General features: G+C 67.1%; 15 protein-coding genes. 2 read left to right on the top strand and 13 right to left on the bottom strand.

Features of this window, described 5'->3' with window-relative positions; genetic code table 11:
* Window positions 1-146 precede the first annotated feature (146 nt).
* Window positions 147-1244 carry a saccharopine dehydrogenase family protein gene (locus ACSX1C_RS05010; protein ID WP_439888502.1) on the top strand — a complete coding sequence of 366 codons (1098 nt, stop codon included), beginning with the start codon at window positions 147-149 and terminating at the stop codon, window positions 1242-1244.
* A gap of 147 nt (window positions 1245-1391) precedes the next feature.
* Here ACSX1C_RS05010 and ACSX1C_RS05005 read toward each other — a convergent pair whose 3' ends face one another.
* The 5 genes from ACSX1C_RS05005 to ACSX1C_RS04985 all read right to left on the bottom strand — a co-directional run bounded on the left by ACSX1C_RS05005 (window position 1392) and on the right by ACSX1C_RS04985 (window position 5052).
* Window positions 1392-1853: an Lrp/AsnC family transcriptional regulator gene (locus tag ACSX1C_RS05005; RefSeq protein WP_318641498.1), complete on the bottom strand. Its 462-nt coding sequence runs from the start codon at window positions 1851-1853 to the stop codon at window positions 1392-1394.
* Window positions 1854-2074: 221 nt separating this feature from the next.
* Window positions 2075-2764, bottom strand: a complete 690-nt coding sequence (locus tag ACSX1C_RS05000) for an ABC transporter permease (protein WP_439888501.1) — start codon at window positions 2762-2764, stop codon at window positions 2075-2077.
* Window positions 2761-3456, bottom strand: coding sequence for an ABC transporter permease (locus ACSX1C_RS04995; protein WP_439888500.1), 696 nt, complete (start codon window positions 3454-3456; stop codon window positions 2761-2763). The genes ACSX1C_RS05000 and ACSX1C_RS04995 overlap by 4 nt, the downstream gene beginning before the upstream one ends.
* A 57-nt stretch (window positions 3457-3513) precedes the next feature.
* Complete coding sequence (locus tag ACSX1C_RS04990; RefSeq protein ID WP_439888499.1) at window positions 3514-4266, bottom strand: ABC transporter substrate-binding protein; 753 nt, start codon at window positions 4264-4266, stop codon at window positions 3514-3516.
* 12 nt (window positions 4267-4278) lie between these two features.
* Window positions 4279-5052 (bottom strand): ABC transporter ATP-binding protein, encoded by a 774-nt coding sequence (locus tag ACSX1C_RS04985; protein ID WP_439888498.1) that lies wholly within the window; start codon window positions 5050-5052, stop codon window positions 4279-4281.
* A 360-nt stretch (window positions 5053-5412) separates the two neighbouring features.
* On the opposite strand from ACSX1C_RS04985, the gene gfa reads away from it, so the two are divergent.
* Window positions 5413-5991 (top strand): S-(hydroxymethyl)glutathione synthase, encoded by a 579-nt coding sequence (gfa, locus tag ACSX1C_RS04980; RefSeq protein ID WP_439888497.1) that lies wholly within the window; start codon window positions 5413-5415, stop codon window positions 5989-5991.
* 84 nt (window positions 5992-6075) lie between these two features.
* On the opposite strand, the gene ACSX1C_RS04975 is transcribed toward gfa, so the two are convergent.
* The 8 genes from ACSX1C_RS04975 to ydiJ form a co-directional block, all read right to left on the bottom strand.
* The gene (locus tag ACSX1C_RS04975) at window positions 6076-7014 is read right to left on the bottom strand and encodes a universal stress protein (protein ID WP_439888496.1); all 939 of its coding nucleotides are present in this window, start codon (window positions 7012-7014) and stop codon (window positions 6076-6078) included.
* Between the two features lie 627 nt (window positions 7015-7641).
* Window positions 7642-10668 (bottom strand): aminotransferase class III-fold pyridoxal phosphate-dependent enzyme, encoded by a 3027-nt coding sequence (locus tag ACSX1C_RS04970; protein WP_439888495.1) that lies wholly within the window; start codon window positions 10666-10668, stop codon window positions 7642-7644.
* Between the two features lie 36 nt (window positions 10669-10704).
* Window positions 10705-12126 carry a 2-oxoadipate dioxygenase/decarboxylase HglS gene (gene hglS, locus ACSX1C_RS04965; protein WP_439888494.1) on the bottom strand — a complete coding sequence of 474 codons (1422 nt, stop codon included), beginning with the start codon at window positions 12124-12126 and terminating at the stop codon, window positions 10705-10707.
* A 179-nt stretch (window positions 12127-12305) separates the two neighbouring features.
* On the bottom strand, window positions 12306-13634 hold the full coding sequence (locus tag ACSX1C_RS04960; RefSeq protein ID WP_439888493.1) for a mechanosensitive ion channel family protein: 1329 nt from the start codon (window positions 13632-13634) through the stop codon (window positions 12306-12308).
* Between the two features lie 510 nt (window positions 13635-14144).
* The gene (locus ACSX1C_RS04955) at window positions 14145-14504 is read right to left on the bottom strand and encodes a nuclear transport factor 2 family protein (protein ID WP_439888492.1); all 360 of its coding nucleotides are present in this window, start codon (window positions 14502-14504) and stop codon (window positions 14145-14147) included.
* 276 nt (window positions 14505-14780) lie between these two features.
* A complete protein-coding gene (locus tag ACSX1C_RS04950) occupies window positions 14781-15380 on the bottom strand; it encodes an AlbA family DNA-binding domain-containing protein (protein WP_439888491.1) in 600 nt (199 codons plus the stop codon).
* 318 nt (window positions 15381-15698) lie between these two features.
* Window positions 15699-16931 (bottom strand): DUF3422 domain-containing protein, encoded by a 1233-nt coding sequence (locus ACSX1C_RS04945; RefSeq protein ID WP_439888490.1) that lies wholly within the window; start codon window positions 16929-16931, stop codon window positions 15699-15701.
* A 95-nt stretch (window positions 16932-17026) separates the two neighbouring features.
* Window positions 17027-20086 carry a D-2-hydroxyglutarate dehydrogenase YdiJ gene (ydiJ, locus tag ACSX1C_RS04940; RefSeq protein ID WP_439888489.1) on the bottom strand — a complete coding sequence of 1020 codons (3060 nt, stop codon included), beginning with the start codon at window positions 20084-20086 and terminating at the stop codon, window positions 17027-17029.
* Window positions 20087-20090 lie beyond the last annotated feature (4 nt).

Raw genomic sequence — 20090 nt, 5'->3', positions numbered from 1 at the left:
CCCATCCGACCAGAACTGCAAAATGACTCGACAGCACGTCTGAATGACCAGATTTTTCATCTAATTGATGCCTTGTGAGTCTTATTGTCGAATCAACTGCTCTCTAGACTGGCCCCATCTGACACGCAACCTTGGAGATAACAACAATGAACGTCCTCCTGCTCGGCGCGGGCCACATCGGCTACACCATCGCTCAACTGCTGCACAAATCCGGCGACTACCAGGTGCTGGTGGCCGACCGCGACGCCACCTCGCTGCAGGCCATCGCCGACCTGGGCATCGCCACCCGCGAGCTCGACTCGGCCGACAGCAAGGCCCTGGAAGCCGCCATGCAGGGCCAGGATGCGGTGCTCAACGCCCTGCCCTATCACATGGCCATCGCCGTGGCCCAAGCCGCCAAGGCCACCGCCACCCACTACTTCGACCTGACCGAAGACGTGCACGCGACCAAGACCATCATGGAACTGGCCAAGGACGCCAAGACCGCCTTCATGCCGCAGTGCGGCCTGGCCCCGGGCTTTATCGGCATCGCCGCCCACTCCCTGGCGCGCCACTTCGACAGCGTGCGCGAGGTGAAGATGCGCGTCGGCGCCCTGCCCGAGTTCCCCACCAATGCGCTGAAGTACAACCTGACCTGGAGCGTCGACGGCCTGGTCAACGAGTACTGCCACCCCTGCGAGGCCATCCGCAACGGCAAGCTGCAGATGGTCCAGCCGCTGGAAGGTCTGGAGCACTTCTCCCTGGACGGTGTCGAGTACGAGGCCTTCAACACCTCCGGCGGCCTCGGCACCCTGTGCGAGACCCTGCAAGGCAAGGTCGAGGTGCTCGATTACAAGACCGTGCGTTACCCGGGCCACCGCGACCTGATGAAGTTCCTCCTGGAGGACCTGCGCCTGGCCGACAACCAGGACAAGCTCAAGGACATCCTGCGCGGCGCGGTGCCCAGCACCATGCAGGACGTGGTGCTGGTGTTCGTCACCGTCAACGGCCTGCGCGGCGGCAAGCTGGTACAGGAGGTGTTCAGCCGCAAGATCTTCGCCGCCGAACAGAACGGCCGCCTGACCAGCGCCATCCAGATCACCACCGCCGCCGGCATCTGCGCCGCCCTGGACCTGTTCCGCGAGCAGCGCCTGCCGCAGTCGGGCTTCATCAGCCAGGAGCAGGTGTCGCTGGAAGACTTCCTGGGCAACCGTTTCGGCCAGGCCTACGAAGAGCACGACGCGGAAGCTCAAGAGGCCGCCTAAGCCTCAATGAGTCCCCGATCCCCGGTCACCGGCAGCAACCCTGTCGGCGACCGGGGATTTTTATTGCCCGCACTATAGGCGCCTATGGCGCCAAGCCCACGCCCGCACGGCGGCCGACGCCACGCCACGCCACGCCACGCCACGCCCCTAGAGCTTCTGTCCGCGATCCAGCTTGCACGAGAGGATGATCGAGGTGGTGGTCTTCTCCACCCCGTCCACCTCGCCGATCTCGTCCAGCAACTGGTCGAGGCGCTCCGGCGAATCGGCGCGCAACCAGGCGACGAAGTCAAACTCGCCACTGACGGTACACAGCTGCTGCACCTCGGCCATGCTGGTCAGGCGGCGCAGCACCTCCTTGCCCGAGCGCGGCTGCAGGGTGATGCCGACATAGGCCTGCAGGCCGCCGTCCAGCACCCGCTGGCCCAGGCGCAGGCCGTAGCCGGTGATGACCTTGTTCTTCTCCAACCGGGCGATGCGCGAGATCACCGTGGTGCGGGCGATGCCCAGTTTGCGCGCCAGCATGGCCACGCTCTCGCGGGCGTTGAGTTGCAGCGCGGCGATCAGCTGGCGGTCGATATCGTCCAGGCGCAACGGGTTCAGATCAGACATTCAGGAAGGGCCCCAAGATTTCAGGTCACAACGAGGCGCCGCCCGGCCAGGCCGAGCGGCGATTGCAATGGATGGTTCGGGCACGCCGGTCGAGCGCGCCCGGCGACCTGCTCCACAGACGAACGCGCCTGGGCAGTCTGCGCAAGCGGCGCAGATTCGTAAAGGAACAGGCGCAGCGCCGCATCGGAGCCCCGCGCCGGCACGGCGCGGGGCCGGCGGACTCACCGTCCCTGGCAGGCGTCCACCCGCAGACGTCGCTCCAGCAGGCGGAAGGCCTGTACCAACAGGTAGGCGGCGAGCAGGTAGAACAGCCCGGCGGCGAAGAAGATCTCCACCGGCTGGTAGGTGCGGGCGATGATGGTGCGCGACATGCCGGTCAGCTCCAGCAGGGTGATGGTGCTGGCCAGGGCGCTGGCCTTGAGCATCAGGATCACCTCGTTGCTGTAGGCCGGCAGGCCGATGCGGGCGGCCCGCGGCAGGACGATGTACAGCAGCGCCTGCCAGCGCGCCATGCCCAGGGCCCGTGCCGCCTCTATTTCCCCCGGCGGCACCGCCTGGATGGCGCCCCGCAGGATCTCGGCGATATAGGCGGCGGTGTGCAGGGTCAGGGTGATGATGGCGCACCAATAGGCATCGCGCAGGTAGGGCCACAGCGGCCCCTCGCGCACCGCCTCGAATTGCGCCAGGCCGTAGTAGACCAGGAACAGCTGCACCAGCAGCGGCGTGCCGCGGAAGAAGAAGATGTAGCCGTAGGGCACCACCCGCAGCCACCAGTGCCGCGAGGCCCGGGCGATGCCCAGGGGCAACGCCAGGATCAGCCCGGCGATCACCGCGATGCCGACCAGCTCCAGGGTCAGCCAGGCGCCCTCGAGAATCCGCGGCAGCCACTTGACGATCAGTTCCCAGTTCATGCGGCAGCCCTCAGGAATCCACGGCTGGCACGCTTCTCGAGCAGGTGCAGGCCGATCATGGCGAGAATGGTCAGGCTCAGGTAGATGAACGCGGCCACCAGGAAGAAGGTGAAGGGCTCCTTGCTGGCGGTCACGGCGATCTGCGAGCGGCGCATGATCTCCTCCAGGCCGATCACCGAGACCAGGGCGGTGTCCTTCATCAGGATCATGAACAGGTTACCCAGGCCCGGCAGGGCGATGCGCCACATCTGCGGCAGGATCAGCCGCCAGAGTATCCGCATCCTGGACAGGCCCAGGGCCTGACCGGCCTCGCGGTGGCCCTTGGGGATGGCCAGGATGGCGCCGCGAAACACCTCGGTGGCGTAGGCGCCGAAGCACAGTCCGAGGGCGATGGTGCCGGCGGCGAAGGGCGACAGCTCCAGGCTGGCGACGCCGAGCAGGTCGGCCAGGCTGCGCATCAAACTGACCGTGCCGAAGTAGATCAGCAGCACCCAGAGCAACTCGGGCACGCCGCGCACCAGGGTCGAATAGCTGCCGCCCAGCCATTGCAGCGGCTTGTACGGCGAGGTCTTGGCCAGGGCGCCGAGCAGCCCGAGGACCAGGCCCAGGCTCAGCGCCGACAGCGCCAACTTGATGGTCATCGCGGCGCCGGCGAGCAGCGCCGGGCCGAATCCAAAGAGATCGAGAGTCATGCTTCAAACCACCGCTGGGGCCGGTGCGGCCCGGCTGCGCCGCACCGGCCGGGCCGATCAATAGATGCTGAAGGGGAAGTACTTGTCGTTGATCCGCTGGTAGGTGCCGTCGGCGACCATCTCCTTCAACGCGGCGTTGAGCTTCTCGCGCAGCGGATCGCCCTTGCGCACGGCCACCCCAATCTTGTCGTTGTCCAGTACCGGTTCGCCCTTGAACTCGAAGCTCTGCCCGACCTCGCTCTTGAGCCATTCCCAGTTGACGAAGGTATCCGCCAGCACGCCGTCGAGACGGCCCGAGGACAGGTCGAGGTAGGCGTTTTCCTGGGTGTCGTACAGCTTGATGTCGACCACGCCGTCAAGGTTGTCTTCCAGCCAGGTGCCGGCGATGGTGGCGCGCTGGGCGCCGATCACCTTGCCCTGCAGGCCGGCCTTGTCGGCCTTCAGGTCGCGGCCTTTCGGCGCGATGAACTGCAGCTTGTTGGTGTAGTAGGGCTCGGTGAAGTCGACCGCCTGCTGGCGCTCCTCGGTGATCGACATCGACGACACGAGGAAGTCGAACTTCCTGGCGTTCAGCGCCGGGATGATGCCGTCCCAGTCGGAGGTGACCACTTCGCACTCGGCCTGCAGCTTGGCGCACAGGGCCTGGGCGATCTCCACGTCGAAACCGACCACCTGGCCGCTGGCGTCGATCAGGTTGAAGGGGGGGTAGGCGCCTTCGGTGCCGATCTTCAGCTTCTCGGCGGCCACCGCAGGAGCGGCGAAGGCCAGGGTGGCGGCCGCGGCCAGCAGGATCTTCTTGTAGTTATGCATGGTGAGGCTCCCTCAGTGGTTACTGGACATGAACTGCTTGCAGCGCGCCGAATGCGGGTTGTCGAACACCTGCTCCGGCGGGCCCTGTTCCTCCACCAGGCCCTGGTGCAGGAACACCACCTCGCTGGAGACCTGGCGGGCGAAATTCATCTCGTGGGTGACCAGCAGCATGGTGCGGCCCTCCTCGGCCAGGGCGCGGATCACGCTGAGCACTTCCTGGACCATCTCCGGGTCGAGGGCCGAGGTCGGCTCGTCGAACAGGATCACCTTGGGCTCCATGCACAGGGTGCGGGCGATAGCCGCGCGCTGCTGCTGGCCGCCGGACAATTGGTTGGGATAGACGTGGCGCTTGTCGGCGATGCCGACCTTGGCCAGCAGCGCCTCGGCCCGTTCGGTGGCCTCGGCCTTGCTCAGGCCCAGCACTCGGCGCGGCGCCTCGATGATGTTGTCGAGCACGCTCATGTGCGGCCACAGGTTGAAGTTCTGGAAGACGAAGCCCAGCTCGCTGCGCAGCCGGTTGATCTGCTTGGCGCTGGCCGCGTGCAGTTCGCCGGCCGCCCCGCGTTTGAGCTGCAGCTCCTCGCCATTGACGATGATCTGTCCCTGATGGGGGTTTTCCAGCAGATTGATGCAGCGCAGGAAGGTGGACTTGCCGGAGCCGGAGGAACCGAGGATGGAGATCACGTCGCCGTCGCGGGCGCCCAGCGAGATGCCCTTGAGCACCTCGTGATCGCCGTAACGCTTGTGCAGGTCGCGAATCTCCAGGGCGAAGGGGGAGCTGGTCATGCAGTACCTCTTATTATTCTTTTTAAGCCTGGCAAATACTGCCGGTCGCCAGGGCCTTACAGCTAACAGTCAGGCGTCATCGACGGCCTGAATGGCGTCATCCGCGCGCCGGGGACGGCGCTGCTACGGCCTATGCGGACGCCGACCCAGGCCGCCGTTGGGTACCGATGAAAACAAGGATGGGCACAGGCCTCAAACGAAAAGAAGGACTCGGTTCATTCCAAAATCTACGGAAACCGAGGACTACACGGCTGCGCAATTCGTCCCGCCAGCGCCTGACCGATCGACGGTCGCCGACTCGCCGGCACGGCCAGGGCCGCGCGCTACGCTCAAAGAGTTGGCAACTTGCGGAGGTGGAAGATGACCAGCACATTCTCGATTCACCCGGCGGTCGACAACGGCATCCAACCCGGCGTCGAGGGCTTCGCCGGCGGCACCCTGGTCTGTCATTGCCCCCAAAACCCGGTCAAGGTGCAGATCGACGCGCAGTCGGCGCACAATCACGCCTGCGGCTGCACCAAATGCTGGAAGCCCGAGGGCGCCTTGTTCTCCCTGGTGGCGGTGGTGCCACGGGACAAGCTCAAGGTCACCGAGCACGCCGAGAAGCTCGCCGTGGTCGACGCCGGCGCCACCATCCAACGCCACGCCTGTCGCCAGTGCGGGGTACACATGTTCGGCCGCATCGAGAACAGCGCCCATCCCTTCTACGGGCTCGATTTCGTCCACACCGAACTGTCGTCGGACCGGGGCTGGTCCGCCCCGCAGTTCGCCGCCTTCGTGTCCTCGATCATCGAGTCGGGCACCAGCCCGGCGCTCATGGGCGAGGTGCGCGCCCGCCTGAAGTCGCTCGGCCTGGAGCCCTACGACTGCCTGTCGCCGGCCCTGATGGATGCCATCGCCACACACGTGGCCAAGGCCGCGGGCACGCTGAAGGGCTGAGTAAATCCCGGGCCGGCGCCTGACGTCGCCCCCGGCAGCGCTCGACGGGCGACGGTAACGGTGCCCTGCGCCGACCGACCAGGCCTACTTGTCGCCCGGAGCCCGGGCGCGGGCCGCGTGGCTATAGGGCCAGGAATGGATGGCCTGGTCCAGGTCCGGGCTCGGCGGCGCCGCCAGCTCTTCGAGGTGGTTGATGACGTCGTCGGGTTTGAGGACCAGCACGTCGCAGTCCAGGCTGTCGAGCACGCTCTCTGCGGTGTTGCCGATCAGCGCACCGGACAGGCCGCTGCGGGCCACGCTGCCGATCACGGTCAGGGCCGCCCCCAGCCGCTTGGCGACGGCGGGGATCAGCGAATCGGCCGGCCCCTCTTCGATATGCAGACAGTCGTCGGCAATTTCGTACTCCGCCTGCAGCGCCTTGCACTGCTCGCGGTACAGGGCCTCGATCTGGTCCTTGGCCTGGTACAGCGGGTCGGACGCCAGGAGCTCCGCACAAGGGTGCGCCGACATCAGGTGCAGGGTGCCGCCGGTCATCCTGGCGATGTCGTGCCCGTGACCGACGATGCCGGCATGCAGCACGCGGTGATTGACGTCGCTGTTGCCCGCGTCTATAGGCACGAGAATGTGGCCACCCTGCCAGGGCACGGCGGTTTTCACGATGAGCACGGGCGCCGGACAGAGGCGCAATAGCTTCCAGTCCTCGGAAAGGATCAGGTTCTTGCTCAGGCGGGTATCGCGCAGGTGCTGCTTGATCACCAAGCCGCTGCCTTGCGCCTGCTGCACGGCGATGATGGTCTGATGCTCGCTGCCTTTCCAGGCCTGCTCGGCGCTGGCGCTGAGGCCCTCGGCGCAAAGAGCCTGCTGGGTCTGCGCCAGCAAAGATGAATGGTCGTTGTTCTTGTCGCAGACCAGCAGGTGCAGGTGCGACTGGGTGGCGCTGGCGATCAGTCTGGCCCTGTTGAGGATCAGGGATTCGGGCTGCGTCACATCCATCACCACTAGGGTGTTGCGAATAGTTTGCATGACGAACGTCCTGTGCGTGAGTTTGAACTGTTTCGGCTCGACGACAGGCGCTGACCTGGGTCCGTACTCGGGCGAGCGGCTCGCAGTCACGGGCACCCTTCCCGATCCGTCGAGCTGTCAACAGCTATCGGGCCGGCGAGCGCGGCGGGCAACGGTAGGTAGGAACTGACTGAAACCGGCTGGCGAAAGGCCCGCCGTGAGCACAAGGCCGAACGGACATGGCCTGCCTAGGTGAATACCGTTACGCGGGCCTGAACTCGGCGGACGCGTACTGTTGTTCCGGTATATCTGGTCGAGGATTAAAGAGCACCCTGCAGCCTTCGGCTCGCGCCGATGGAGAAGCTCCTGGGCCTGGGGCGACGGCTGGCAATCGAGAGTGCGGGTCGACCATCGTCCGAACCCCTGCAGCCAGCCCATACGGACACCCTCCAGGCACGAAGCGTCCGCTTGGGCGCTCAGGGGCGACCTGCAGCGCGCGACGATAGTAAGCACGAGCCAAGTGCCTCGCTTGGCCCACCCCTCAGTGTGGTCGCTGCATCGCGGCCCGCCAGCACCGTTAGTCGATTGAGTCGGTCACGGCCCTGCGCCCGCTTGCCAACAGCGCCGGCAAGCGGGCCCAGGCCGGGTTCAGGGCAGACTGGCCAGGACCCGGTCCAGGGCGGCGAGGAACTGCTCGCAGTTCTGCGCACTGAAGCTGGCCGGCGGCTTGATCTTCATCACGTTGTGCAGCGGCCCCTCGCTGCTCAGCAGGATGCCGTGCACGCGCTTCATCTCGCCGATGATGAACTCAAGCTCCGCGGCCGCCGGTTCCAGGGTCTGGCGGTCGCGCACCAGCTCGATGCCGATGAACAGGCCGATGCCGCGCACATCGCCGATGATGGGGTACTTCTGCGCCAGCCCGCGCACGCCCGCCATCAGCTGCTCGCCCAGTACCGCGCAGCGGTGCATCAGGCGCTCGTCGCGGATCACGTCGAGCACCGCCAGGCCGATCTCCGCCGATACCGGGTTGCCGCCGAAGGTATTGAAGTACTCCATGCCGTTGGCGAAGGCGTTGGCGATTTCCGCGGTGGTGATCACCGCCGCCATCGGATGGCCGTTGCCGATGGGCTTGCCCAGGGTGACGATGTCCGGCACCACGCCCTGGGTCTCGAAGGCCCACATATGGCTGCCGACCCGGCCGAAGCCCACCTGCACCTCGTCGGCCAGGCACAGGCCGCCGGCGGCCCGCACGTGACTGTAGGCCGCCTGCAGGTAGCCCGGCGGCGCCACCAGCTGACCGCCGGTGCCGAGAATGCCCTCGCTGAAGAACAGCGCCGGCTTGCGTCCGCGCTCGGCCATGGCGGCGACCTGGCGGGCGACGTCCTCGGCGTACTGAGCCCCGGCCTCGGGGTCGCTGTAGCGGAAGCGTCCCCGGTAGGGGTCGGGCAGCTCGCTGACCCAGACGTGCTCAGGCTTGCCGGCGCCGCCCTGACCGTTGAACTTGTACGGGCTGACATCGATCAGGCTGCTCAGGTGACCGTGATAGGCATGGTCGACCGTGATCAGGTCGCGCTGGCCGGTGTAGGCCCGCGCCAGGCGGATCGCCAGGTCGTTGGCCTCGCTGCCGGAGTTGACGAAGAAACACACGTTCAGCGGCTCGGGCAGCAAGGCCGTCAGCCGCTCGGCATATTCCACCAGGGAGTCGTGCAGATAGCGCGCATTGGTGTTCAGTCGCGCCTGCTGGGCCTGGGCCGCCTGCACCACGCGCGGGTGGCAGTGACCGACATGGCAGACGTTGTTGACCATGTCCAGCCAGCGCTTGCCTTGCTCGTCGATCAGGTAGGCGCCCTCGCCGCCCACTATTTTCAGCGGCTCGCGGCCATAGGCGATGCTCAGGGAGCGGCCGATGCGCCGGTGCCGTTGGCGCACCAGCCAGTCCTTGCTGCGCTCCACCTTGACCGCGCACGGGACGTGCAGGCCGAGCACCACGCTGGGGTCGGGGCTCACCGCCCGCCACACCTGCCAGTGCTCCGCCACGCCGACGCCGTACATGCGCGCCTGCAGGCCGAGATGGTCGATGACCAGCTGGAAATGCAGGTGGGTCGGCCAGCCGCCGTTTTCCGTGCGCTCGCCGAGCCGGGCGAAGGCCTCGCCCCGGGCCAGCGCCTGACCGACCCGCAGCGTGGCGCAGGACGCGCGCGACAGGTGGCCATAGAGGGTCCAGAAGCGCGCGCCGCAGTCGCTGCGGTGCTTCAGCAGCAGGGTGGGGCCGAAGCCCTGGTCCTCGGCATCGTCGTGGAGGAACGCCACCACCCCGGCAAAGGGCGCATGCACCGCTTCGCCGGCCGGGGCGAACAGGTCGACGCCCAGGTGGGTGTCGCGCCGCTGCTGCGCCGTGGCGCCGGCATAGGCGGCGCTGCTGTACAGCCCCCGTCGCTCGCCGTAGCGACCGACGCCGAAGTCGGCGTCCTCGGCGGCGATCTGCGCCTCGATGTAGGTCTGCATGCCGGCGCAGTCCAGCCCCTCGATCGCCCGGCTATCGCCGCCGGCGGCGCTGAAATCGAAGACCCGCACCCGCGGCGCGGTCACCGCCGGCCGCAACAACGGGGCGAAGTCGTGGGCATTGCGCTCCAGCCAGCGCATCACCGCGGCGGCCTCGGGAACCGGGGCGAAGCCGCAGGCATCGCGGATGCGCAGGGTCACCAGGCGCGAGTTCTCCCGTTCCAGGCGCTGCAGCTCGCGCCAGACGTCGGCCTGGCTGACCAGCAGGTAGGGGTTGTCCGGCGTCTCGCGGATCTGCCGGGCGGCCATGCAGATGCTCACCGCGTAGCGGGTCTTGATCAGGTCGAACAGCAGCTCGGTCTCATCGGGCTGCAGCGGGTTGACCTCGTGGTAGGCCTCCACCAGCGGCAGGATGGCGGCGATGAGGTCGTCCGCGCCGATCAGCGCGTAGGCGCAGGCCACCGCCAGCTCGTTGACCCGCCAGCTCTCCACCATATCGCCGAAATCGAGCAGGCCGCTCACCGCGCCCTGCTCGTCCAGCAGCACGTTGTAATCGTTGGCGTCGTTATGGATCACCTGGCGCGGGCACCCCGCCAGCGCCGGCTTCACCAGCTGGACGAAACGCTCGAGTATGGCCTGCACCGCGGCACGCTTGGGGCCGTCTTCGACTGCCGCCAGATGGTCCAGGTGCACCTCGGCGCGGCCGATATCCCAGTCGTAGGCACGCCGGCAGCCGGCATGGCCGAAGGATTGCAGCGCCAGGTCCAGTTCACCCAGGAGGCGACCGAGGCTGGCGCTGCTGGCCGCCGTACGCGCCTGCGCCTTGGCCCACAGCGTGCCGTCCAGCCAGCTCAGCAGGCGCGCCTGGCGCGGCCCGCGCAGTTCGGCGGCATTCAGGATGCCGCCCTGCTGGCTGGGCAATTGCCGCGACAGCGGCAGGTGCGGCGCTACGCGAGCCAGGTGTTCGAGCACCGCCACCTGCATCGCCAGCACCTGGGGCTCGCCGTCCGCGGCATGCAGCTTCAGCAGGTACTGCTGGCCATCGCCAGCCCGCACCCGGTAGTTGAGGTCATGCTCGCCGGGCAGCGGCTCGCAGTCGCCCTGCAGCCCGTAGTGGGCGGCCAGGAGGGCGGCGAGCCGGGCCGACTCGGTCAAGGCGTGTTGATCGTTCATGGCGCAATCCTTCCTCTTGTTGGGGCGGCTCCGACCTCAGGCGAACGCCGCCAGGCCCAGCTCCTGCGCGCACTGTGCCAGCGAGCGCTGCTGGGTTTCGGCATACAGCGCCAGCTCGTCGAGCACCGGCGCGCCCAGGTCGCGCTCGAAGGCCTCGCGATTGGCACTCGCACCATAGCTGTCGCGGGCGTCGTCGCCGAGGTTGGACTGGAAGATGCCGGCGGCGCTGACCGGCAGGAAGTCCTCGTATACCAGAGGCTCGCACTGCAGCTGGCCGGCGGCCAGCAGCGCCTCCAGCCCCGTCGCCAGCTCGCCGCGGGCCTTGGCGGCGCGGCCCTGCTCGGTGACGAAGTAGCGGAAGTAGGCCAGCTGCTGCCGGCGCAGGCTCGGGTAATCGTCGGGGAAGGCCTGGAACTGCTCGGCCAGGGTGGCCATGTAGGCCGCCGCGCCCTCCTCGTTCGGCGCGCCGCCGGCCACTTCGCGGGTGGCCTCCAGCAGGCGGTCGTACAGCGCGCGGCCCTTGGGCGTGAGGGCCACGCCGCGCTGCTCGATCTCGCCGAAGCGCGCGGTGTGGCTGCCCAGGGCGCCGCTGCCGTCGGCCTCGACGAAGGTCACCGGCTCCTGCAGGGCCTTGAAACTGGTCTGGCGCAGCAGGATCGGGCAGCGCCGTGGCGGCGGCCCCTCGATCACCGCCTTGGCGCTGATGCCGCGGCCCGGCATGCCGGCCTGCACCGCGTCGATGTCCAGGGTGCGCGGGGTCAGGTGGTTGATGTGCGGCCCCTTGAACGCCACCACATCGGCGATCAGCTTGTGCTGCGCGCTGAGCCGCTGGTACAGGGCGGCGCCGACCGTCGCCTCGCGGTGCCAGCGGAAGGTCTCCAGGGCCTGCTGGACGAACTCGTCCGCCTCGGCCGCGGTGAGCCCGCCGGCCGCCTCGGCCCGCTCGATCAGCTGCAGGGCGCGCGGGGTGAAGATGCTGCGCTGTTCGAGAATGCCCCGGGCCAGCTCGCGCAGCTCGGCGCTCTCGATCAGCTCCAGGCGCAGCAGCGAGGTGAACACGCGGAACGGGCTGCGCTGCAACGCCGCCTCGTGGGTGGCGCGGAACGCCGTGGAATGCACCGGCACCCCGGCGCTGGCCAGGTCGTAGTAGCCCACCGGCTGCATGCCCATCACCGCGAACAGGCGGCGCATGGTGGCCAGCTCGGCGGCGCTGCCCAGGCGGATGGCGCCGTGGCGCTCCATGTCCAGGCGCTCGATCTCCCCGGTGGCGCGCAGTTGCTCGGCCAGCTGCGGCTGTCGCGCCAGGGCCTGGCGGTTGACCTCGCCGACCAGCTCCAGCAGCTCGCCGTAAAGCGGCACCTCGGCCTGGTACATGGCCGACATGGCGCGGGAGAACTGCGCGCGGATATCATCGGGGCTAACCAGGGCATCCGGGTTAGCGGCAGCTTGAACGCTCATGGGAACTCGACTCCTTGCATCGCCTGGACAGGGTGGCTGACATTCCAGCCATTCATGGCAGTCATTCTGGCGAGCGCAATTGGCCGACTCAAACGACTAATCCTCTGCTGTTCATTCCCCGGAAGAATCCAAAAGCAGCGGAATACCTAAGCGAAGGCGGCCCGGCGACGCGGGGGTACTCAGGCGCCCCGCCTGCCCCTGGCCGGCCCCTGCTTGTCGAGGATGCGCACCTCCCGCTGCGGGAAGGGTATCTCGTAGCCGTGCTCCTGCAGGGCCTCCAGGATCATCAGCAGCAGGTCGCCGCCGACGCGGTTCTTGCCGTCGTCGACGCCCTCCATCCAGAACTCGACGAACATGTTGATGCCCGACTCGCCGAAGCTGTCGATCTCGCAGTCGGGGCGCTCCTCGAAGGGCACCTCGTCGCCGCTGAACACCTGCGGGTGGCTGGCCACCACCTGCTTGATGATCTCCACCAGCTTGCGCACGTCGGAGTCGTAGGCCACCGAGAAGTCGACCCGATAGCGCTGGCTTTTGTCCTTGTGCGTCCAGTTGGTGAAGATCTCGGCGATGAACTTCTCGTTCGGCACGACTATGTCCTTGCCGTCGTAGGTTTCCAGGGTGGTCGAGCGCATGTTCAGCTCGCGCACTATGCCGGTGCGCCCGTCCTCCAGCTCGACGTAGTCGCCGATCGACACCGAGCGATCCATCAGGATGATGATCCCGGAGATGAAGTTCGAGGCGATCGCCTGCAGGCCAAACCCCAGGCCGACGCCCAGCGCCCCGCCGAACACCGCCAGGGTGGTGAGGTTGATGCCCATGATCTGCAGCAGCAGCAGGAAGATCAGGAAGAAGATGCCCACCTCGAACAGCTTCGCCGCCACCTCCCGGGTACGCGCGTCGAGGTTCTCCTGGTGGGAGATGAAGTCGCGCCCCGTCCTGCTGCTGACGCGGCCGAGCCAGAACAGGATCGAACCGAAGATGGCGACCCGGGCGATGCCATACACCGAGATCTCGATATTGCCGAGGTTGACCGAGATGGATTCGAGTATGGCGATCAGGCCGTCGAGCAGGCCGACCAGGTGCAGGAACAGCAGCGGGATGCCCAGCCAGCGGAAGGCCACGGCGAGAAACCTGTTGCGGATGAAGTTGCGGATGATCGAGTAGAAGATCAGCAGGATGGAGATGGTCAGCGCCGCCTGCACCAGCCAGCCCTGGCTCAGCAGGTTCTCGCTGACCTCCACCGACACCCGCAGCATGAGGATGGCCAGCAGCGGAAAGATCAGCGCGCCCAGCCTGCCGACGAACTTGCGCACGGGATGCACCGCCGCCGCCTCGTACCCCGCGTCGAGGAGCGGCGCGTACGTGCGGATGCGATTGGCCACCAGCCAGGCGACGGCATAGATCGCCAGCACGATGCCGGCCTGGGTGTAGGTCTCCGGCTGGAACAACACCTCGGCCACCTTATTGGCGGCCTGTTCGATTCGCGCGTCGAGATTGTCGAATAGCATCTTCACTACATCCTTATGCCGCCCAACTGACTGTCCAGATTATTTAATTGGCCTGTGTTGACGCCCAATCCAACAGCAGTATAGACGCCGCCTATTAACACGACGGCTTACAGTATGAATCACTTAACCCGGCCTAATTACAACAGGCCGATATCAAGCAGAAACTCGTGCACCCAGTCTTACATCCATAGAGCAGCATGCAACTCGCCATAACTTCCAGGTTGCACTGGGCATCGGTCACGGTGAGGCTACAACTGGCGAAATACGGATATGCCAAGTAGGCAAATAGCTCGAGCGGGGGACTCCGCTATTTGTGACGAGCATGAGGCGCTGTCGGAACTGGCCAGTTCTGCCGCGCAGCAAGTACGCCAACTCCGTTGCGCGAATCACAGAGCAGCCCGGGCGATAAGTCCAACACAGAGCGGCCAATCACGGGCGACAGGAATGCGGTGGCCTTACGCCCTGCTGGCAGGGATAGCCCTATACGCCTTGTAAGTGACCACTGGAAAATCAGAACGCACTTTTCCACTGCTCGGTGTCGATAAACCAGCGCTCCTCGTAGATTTTTCCATCGTGGAACTTGAACAGGACCGACAACTGGGAGGCCGCGATACTCGCCGAGCGCCACTCGACAATAGAGACAACTTCATTCGCCCCCTCAATCTGGCGCAAGCCTGTGATCTCGAACCCCGGGGGAAGGATTTCCCCGAGACTATCCAGCGCAGAGCGGAACGCCTGCCGCCCATCCAGAACATCAGCCTGCCCTGGCATTATGAACTTCATATCCTCCGCATAGTCGGCCACCAAGGTATCGAAATCGCCAGCGCCGAGCGCCTTCCACCCTTGCCGTACCCTATCAGCCAGGCTCATTGTTCTTGCCCTCCCATTTTTAGCCGAGCAACTTGAAGCCCACCATGAAACGGAATACAAGCAAGCTGCGTACAGTCCAAGCATAGAAGGTATACGCCCGCCATGGGCAGCCTGGTATCTAACTACAAGTTGGCATCACGATTGCACCATCGTTCGAGCTACAGAGTGGTCAGGCGGTTACGCCCAGAACAGGCCGTATAGATGCATGCAGCCGCACTGACGACAGGGCTGGAAAAGCTATTGCTCACTACTTGCAGGGAGAGTCCATATACATTGTTAGCCTACAACCTTCGAAAGGAGTGGCTCAATATATGGAACGCCAGCTCTGGCGAAAGCACCAACGATAGCACCAAGCACTATCCAAAATATTTTACGCTTCCATGAATTCAGCTTTTGAACCTCATCGGACATTCTGGATATCTCTTGGCTCTGCCTGGAGATCGTTTCACATAGTGTCGACAGAGAGGATTCAATGTCTGGTGACTTGTGCACCATTCTTGTTATGTTTTCAGCAGATAGCGCTATTGTTCTTTCGCCGTCTCTCTTGAAAATGCCATCAGAAGATCCGACAAGCTCTGCTGATTTTTGAACGTGAATAATGCCTACATTTTTACCTTCAAACTCTTTGAATTCTATCTCGGCTTTTATGGGGCCTGTGACTTTTTTGATTGCGGCGTTAAATAGGCTTCTTAATTTTTCTTGAGAGATGCCGGTGATATGATTTGGCTCTCTAACGCCAACGACAATGAGTCCGCCGTCTGTGTTGGAGAAAGCTGACAAGTAGCGGGCAAGAATTGCCGGATGCTTTACTATTTCCTTGAATTCTACTGTCTCGCTTTCGCCTTGCTCTAGAAGCAACTGAATATCTACAGACATGTATCTGCCTTATTGGTGTTGGCTAACTACAAGTAGGCGACACATTTGGGGTAATTTCTTACGCCACTTGTGTCGGATAACGTTCCCTGTTCATCCGTAACGCCTTGCCTCGCCAGGCCATCGCATCGGCAAACGCGACAGGGTGCGGGAAGGAACAACGACATGGACGACAAGCCCCGAAGCCGGGCAGTCGCCCGGCATGCGTCGCCGACGCTACTGTTTTGCCATGAGGCTGTCCAGCACCGCGCCCCCGACCTTACGCCCCGTACGGAGGTGGGCAGCGCCAGGCGCGCCGGGCGAGAGTGCCACCCTGCCCGCCTAGTGCCGCGCCGCCTGCTTCAGCCTGCGCGCCATCAGCAGCAGGGTCAGCAGGAACAGCGGCGCCAGCAGGGCGAACAGCACCTTGGCGGACAGCGGCGAGCCCAGGGCGCCGAGGCCTTCGAGGGTCATCTTCAGCAGGCCGATCAGGTAGTAGCTGATGGCGATCAGCGAGAAGCCCTCCACCGCCTTCTGGATCTTCAGCTGGGTGTGGCTGCGGGCGTTGAGGCTTTCCAGGATCTTCGAGTTCTGCTCCTCCACCTCCACTTGGGCCTTGGCCTGCAGCAGCTCGCCGAGGTTGGCGATGCCGGCGGCCAGGCGGTCCAGGCGCTGCTCGGTGGCGGCGATGTAGCGCACGCTGGGCTTGAAGCGCCGTTCGAGGAACACCCCCAGGCGCTGGCTGCCGCCGACATGGCTTTCGCGCAGCTCGGCGATGCGCTCGAAGACGATCTGCGCGTAGGCGGCGGTGGCGCCGAAGCGCGGCCGGCTGCCGGCGGAGCTGCGCATCAGCCGCGCCGAGAGGGCGGTCAGGCCGTCGAGCAGGGCCTTGGCCTGGGCGTTGTCGGCGCAGGCATTGCGCTCGGCGAGCTCGATCAGCTCGCGGTCCAGCTCCTGCAGGCTGGCGCTCAGCTGCTGGGCCTCCGGCAGGCCGAGGGAGGCGAGCATGCGGTAGGTCTCGATCTCCACCAGGCGGCGGATCATCCGCCCCAGGCGGTAGGCGTTGAGGCCGCGGTTGACCAGCAGCAGGCGGCTGAAGCCCTGGGCCGAGAGGCGGAAGTCGCTCCACAGCGTGGCGTCGCCGCCGCCGATATGGGAGCCGGCCGGGTCCTTGAAGCCGTAGCCGGCCGGGGCCTGCTCGGCGTCCTGCTGGTTCTCCACCAGGATCACCTGGGCGTTGAGGATCAGCTCGCGGTGGGCGTCGAGCAGGCCGCGCAGCGGCTGCGGCAGCTCGGCCCAGCGGCTGTCGCCGGCCTGCAGCGGCACCACCCAGGTCAGGGAGAGGAACTCGCTGTGGCGCTCCCACTTGAAGGGGTGGCCGGCGATGCGCAGCAGGCCGTGGCGCTGCACGCCGCGGCCGGGGTTGTCGGCCAGCTCGTCGAGGCGGCGAACGATGCCATCCAGGGACTGACCGTCGTCGAGCAGGGCGAAGTGGTAGACGTGGGCGGGGCCGTCGAAGTAGATCGACGGCCGCGCGTGCAGTTCATCGTGCAGGCTTTCTCTCAGCGGGTGCATCGGGGGCTCCGGGGCAGAGGGCGCCGCCGCTCGGCCGGCGGCGCCTGTAGTGACTGGACTGCCGCCGGCGCGTCCGGGACACAGGCGCGCGCCGGCTAATTCGCCGCCTGGAAGCGGCGCAGCTGGGCCAGCAGCGCCTGCAGCGGGTGGGCCAGGGCCTGGCCGTCGAGGCGCTCGACCTGGCTGCGGCAGGAATAGCCGCTGGCCAGCAGGCGCCCTGCCCCGGCCTGCTGCCGCACCCGGGCCGCCCAGGACAGGCGGTAGATGGCCCTGGAGGTCTCCAGGTTGCGGCGCTCGTGGCCGTAGGTGCCGGCCATGCCGCAGCAGCCGCTGGCGGGCTGCTCCAGGCCCAGGCCGCAGCGCCTAAACAGCTCGCCCCACAGGGCGCTGGCGGCCGGCGCGTTGGTCTTCTCGGTGCAGTGGCCGAGCAGCTGGTAGCGCTGGCTGCCGTCGCCGGCCCAGGCCGGCCGCTCGGGCAAAACCCGGGCCAGCCATTCCTGGGGCAGCGCCACCTCCGGGCAGGCCTCGGCGCCGAGGGCCTTGGGGTATTCCTGGCGGTAGACCAGGGTCATGGCCGGGTCCAGGCCCACCAGGGGCACGCCCTGCTCGGCCAGGGCGCGCAGGCGGGCGGCGTTGCGCCGCGCCACCCGGGCGAAGGCGCCGAGAAAGCCCTGCACCTGCAGCGGCTTGCCGTTGGCGCCGTAGGGCGCCAGGTAGATGGCGTAGCCGAGGCGGCCGATCAGCTCGATCCAGTCGGCCAAAAGCGGCGTCTCGAAGTAGCGGGTGAAGGCGTCCTGCACCAGCACCACGCTGCGCCCGCGCTGCGCCGGGCTGAGCGCCGCCAGCGCCGCCGGGGTGGCCCTGCGCACCCGCCAGCGGGCCAGCACCGGGGCCAGGTCCAGGCGGCTGAACGGCGGGCTGTCGACCAGCCCGGCGTAGCGGCGCAGCAGCTGGCGCACCGGCCGCGCCGCCAGCAGCGCGTTGTACGGGCCGCGCACATGGGCCAGGTAGGGCAGGCTGAACTCCAGGGAGCCGATCAGGTAGTCCTTCAGCGGGCGCAGGTAACGGCCGTGGTACAGCTCGAGGAAGCGCGCGCGGAACTCCGGCACGTCGACCTTGACCGGGCACTGGCCGGCGCAGGACTTGCACGCCAGGCAGCCGGCCATGGCCTCGTAGACCTCGTGGGAGAAGTCCGCCGCGCCGTGCCGCTGCGCCAGGCTGTTGCGCAGCCGGCGCCACAGGCCGGAGCCGCGCCCGGCGCGGATGGCCGCGGCGCTGGCCAGCACGTCGACGCCCTGCTCGCCCTGCAGGCGCAGCCATTCGCGGATCAGCGCGGCGCGGCCCTTGGGCGACTGCTCGCGGCGGCGGGTGGCCTTCCAGGACGGGCACATGGCGTCGTCCGGGTCCTGGTTGTAGCAGGCGCCGTTGCCGTTGCAGTGCAGGCCGCTCCGGTAGCTGCGCCAGACGCCGGGGTCGATGCGCCGGTCGAACTCGCCGCGCAGCGGCACCTCGTCGACCGCCAGCAGCCGCGCGGCGCTGCCCAGGGGCGTGGCGATCTTGCCCGGGTTGAGCTGGTTGTGCGGGTCGAACGCCGCCTTCAGCGCCTGCAGCGCCGGGTACAGCTCGCCGAAGAACTGCGGCGCATAGGCCGAGCGCAGGCCCTTGCCGTGCTCGCCCCAGAGCAGCCCGCCGTACTTGCCGGCGAGCGCCGCCACGGCATCGCTGAGCGGCCGCAGCAGCGCGGCCTGGGCCGGGTCCTTGAGGTCCAGGGCCGGGCGCACGTGCAGCACCCCGGCGTCGACGTGGCCGAACATGCCGTACTCCAGGCCATGGCCGTCGAGCAGCGCGCGGAACTCGGCGATGAAGGCCGGCAGTTGCTCGGGGGGCACCGCGCAGTCCTCGACGAAGGGCTGCGGCCGCGCCTCCCCCGCCACGTTGCCGAGCAGGCCCACGGCGCGCTTGCGCATGGCGTAGACCCGCGCCACCGCCGCCGCGCCGCGGGCCAGGGTATGGCCCAGGCGCTCGACCGAGCGGTCGCGGCGCAGGTGCTCGATAAAGGCGGCGACCCGCCGCTCCAGTTCGTCCTCGTCGTCGCCGCAGAACTCGATCAGGTTGATGCCCAGGGTCGGGCGCTGCGGGTCGTCGGGGAAATACTCGGCCACGCCGTGCCAGACGATGTCCTGCATGGCCAGCTGCAGCACCCGCGAGTCCACCGTCTCGATCGACAGCGGCGCCTGGGCCATCAGCGCCCGGGCATCGCCCAGGGCGTCCATGAAGCTGGCGTAGCGCAGGTTGAGCAGCAGGCTGTGGCGCGGAATCGGCAGCAGGTTGAGCTTGGCCTCCACCACCAGGCCGAGGGAGCCCTCGGCGCCACACAACAGGCTGTTGAGGTTGAAGCGGCCGTCCGCCTCGCGCAGGTGCGCCAGGTCGTAGCCGGTCAGGCAGCGGTTCAGCGGCGGGAAGCGCGCGGCGATCAACTCGCCCTGCTCCTCGGCGATGCGCCGGGCGCAGCGGTACGCCGCGCCGATGCGGTCAGCGCGGGCGCACTCGGCCTCCAGCTCGGCGGCGTCCAGCGCCCGGCTGTGCAGGGCCTCGCCGCCGAGCAGCAGGCTGTGCAGCTCCAGCACGTGGTCGCGGGTCTTGCCGTAGGTGCAGCTGCCCTGGCCGCTGGCGTCGGTGTTGATCATGCCGCCGAGGGTGGCGCGGCTGGAGGTGGACAGCTCCGGGGCGAAGAACAGCCCGTGGGGCGCGAGCGCGGCGTTGAGCTGATCCTTGACCACCCCGGCCTGCACCCGCGCCCAGCGCTCCTCGACATTGATCTCCAGGATGCGGTTGAGGTGGCGCGACAGGTCGACCACCAGGCCGTCGGTCAGCGACTGGCCGTTGGTGCCGGTGCCGCCGCCGCGGGGGGTCAGCACCACCCGGCTGAAGCGCGCCTCGCCGGCCAGGCGCAGCAGGCGCTGCACGTCCGCCACGTCCCTGGGGAACACGGCGGCCTGGGGCTGGCGCTGGTAGATCGAGTTGTCGGTGGCCAGCACGGTGCGCGTGCCGTGGTCGTGGGCGATCTCGCCGGCGAAGCCGGCGGCGGCCAGGGCGTCGAGGAACGCGCTATAGAGCGCGGCCGGCGGCGCCGGCGGGGTCAGGCGGGCGATCATCGGC

The organism is Pseudomonas sp. MBLB4123 (genome assembly GCF_051904775.1).
In the GTDB taxonomy this organism is placed as follows: domain Bacteria; phylum Pseudomonadota; class Gammaproteobacteria; order Pseudomonadales; family Pseudomonadaceae; genus Aquipseudomonas; species Aquipseudomonas benzenivorans_B.
Note: the sequence above shows the minus strand (reverse complement) of the source record. Positions and strands in the feature narration are given on the sequence as shown.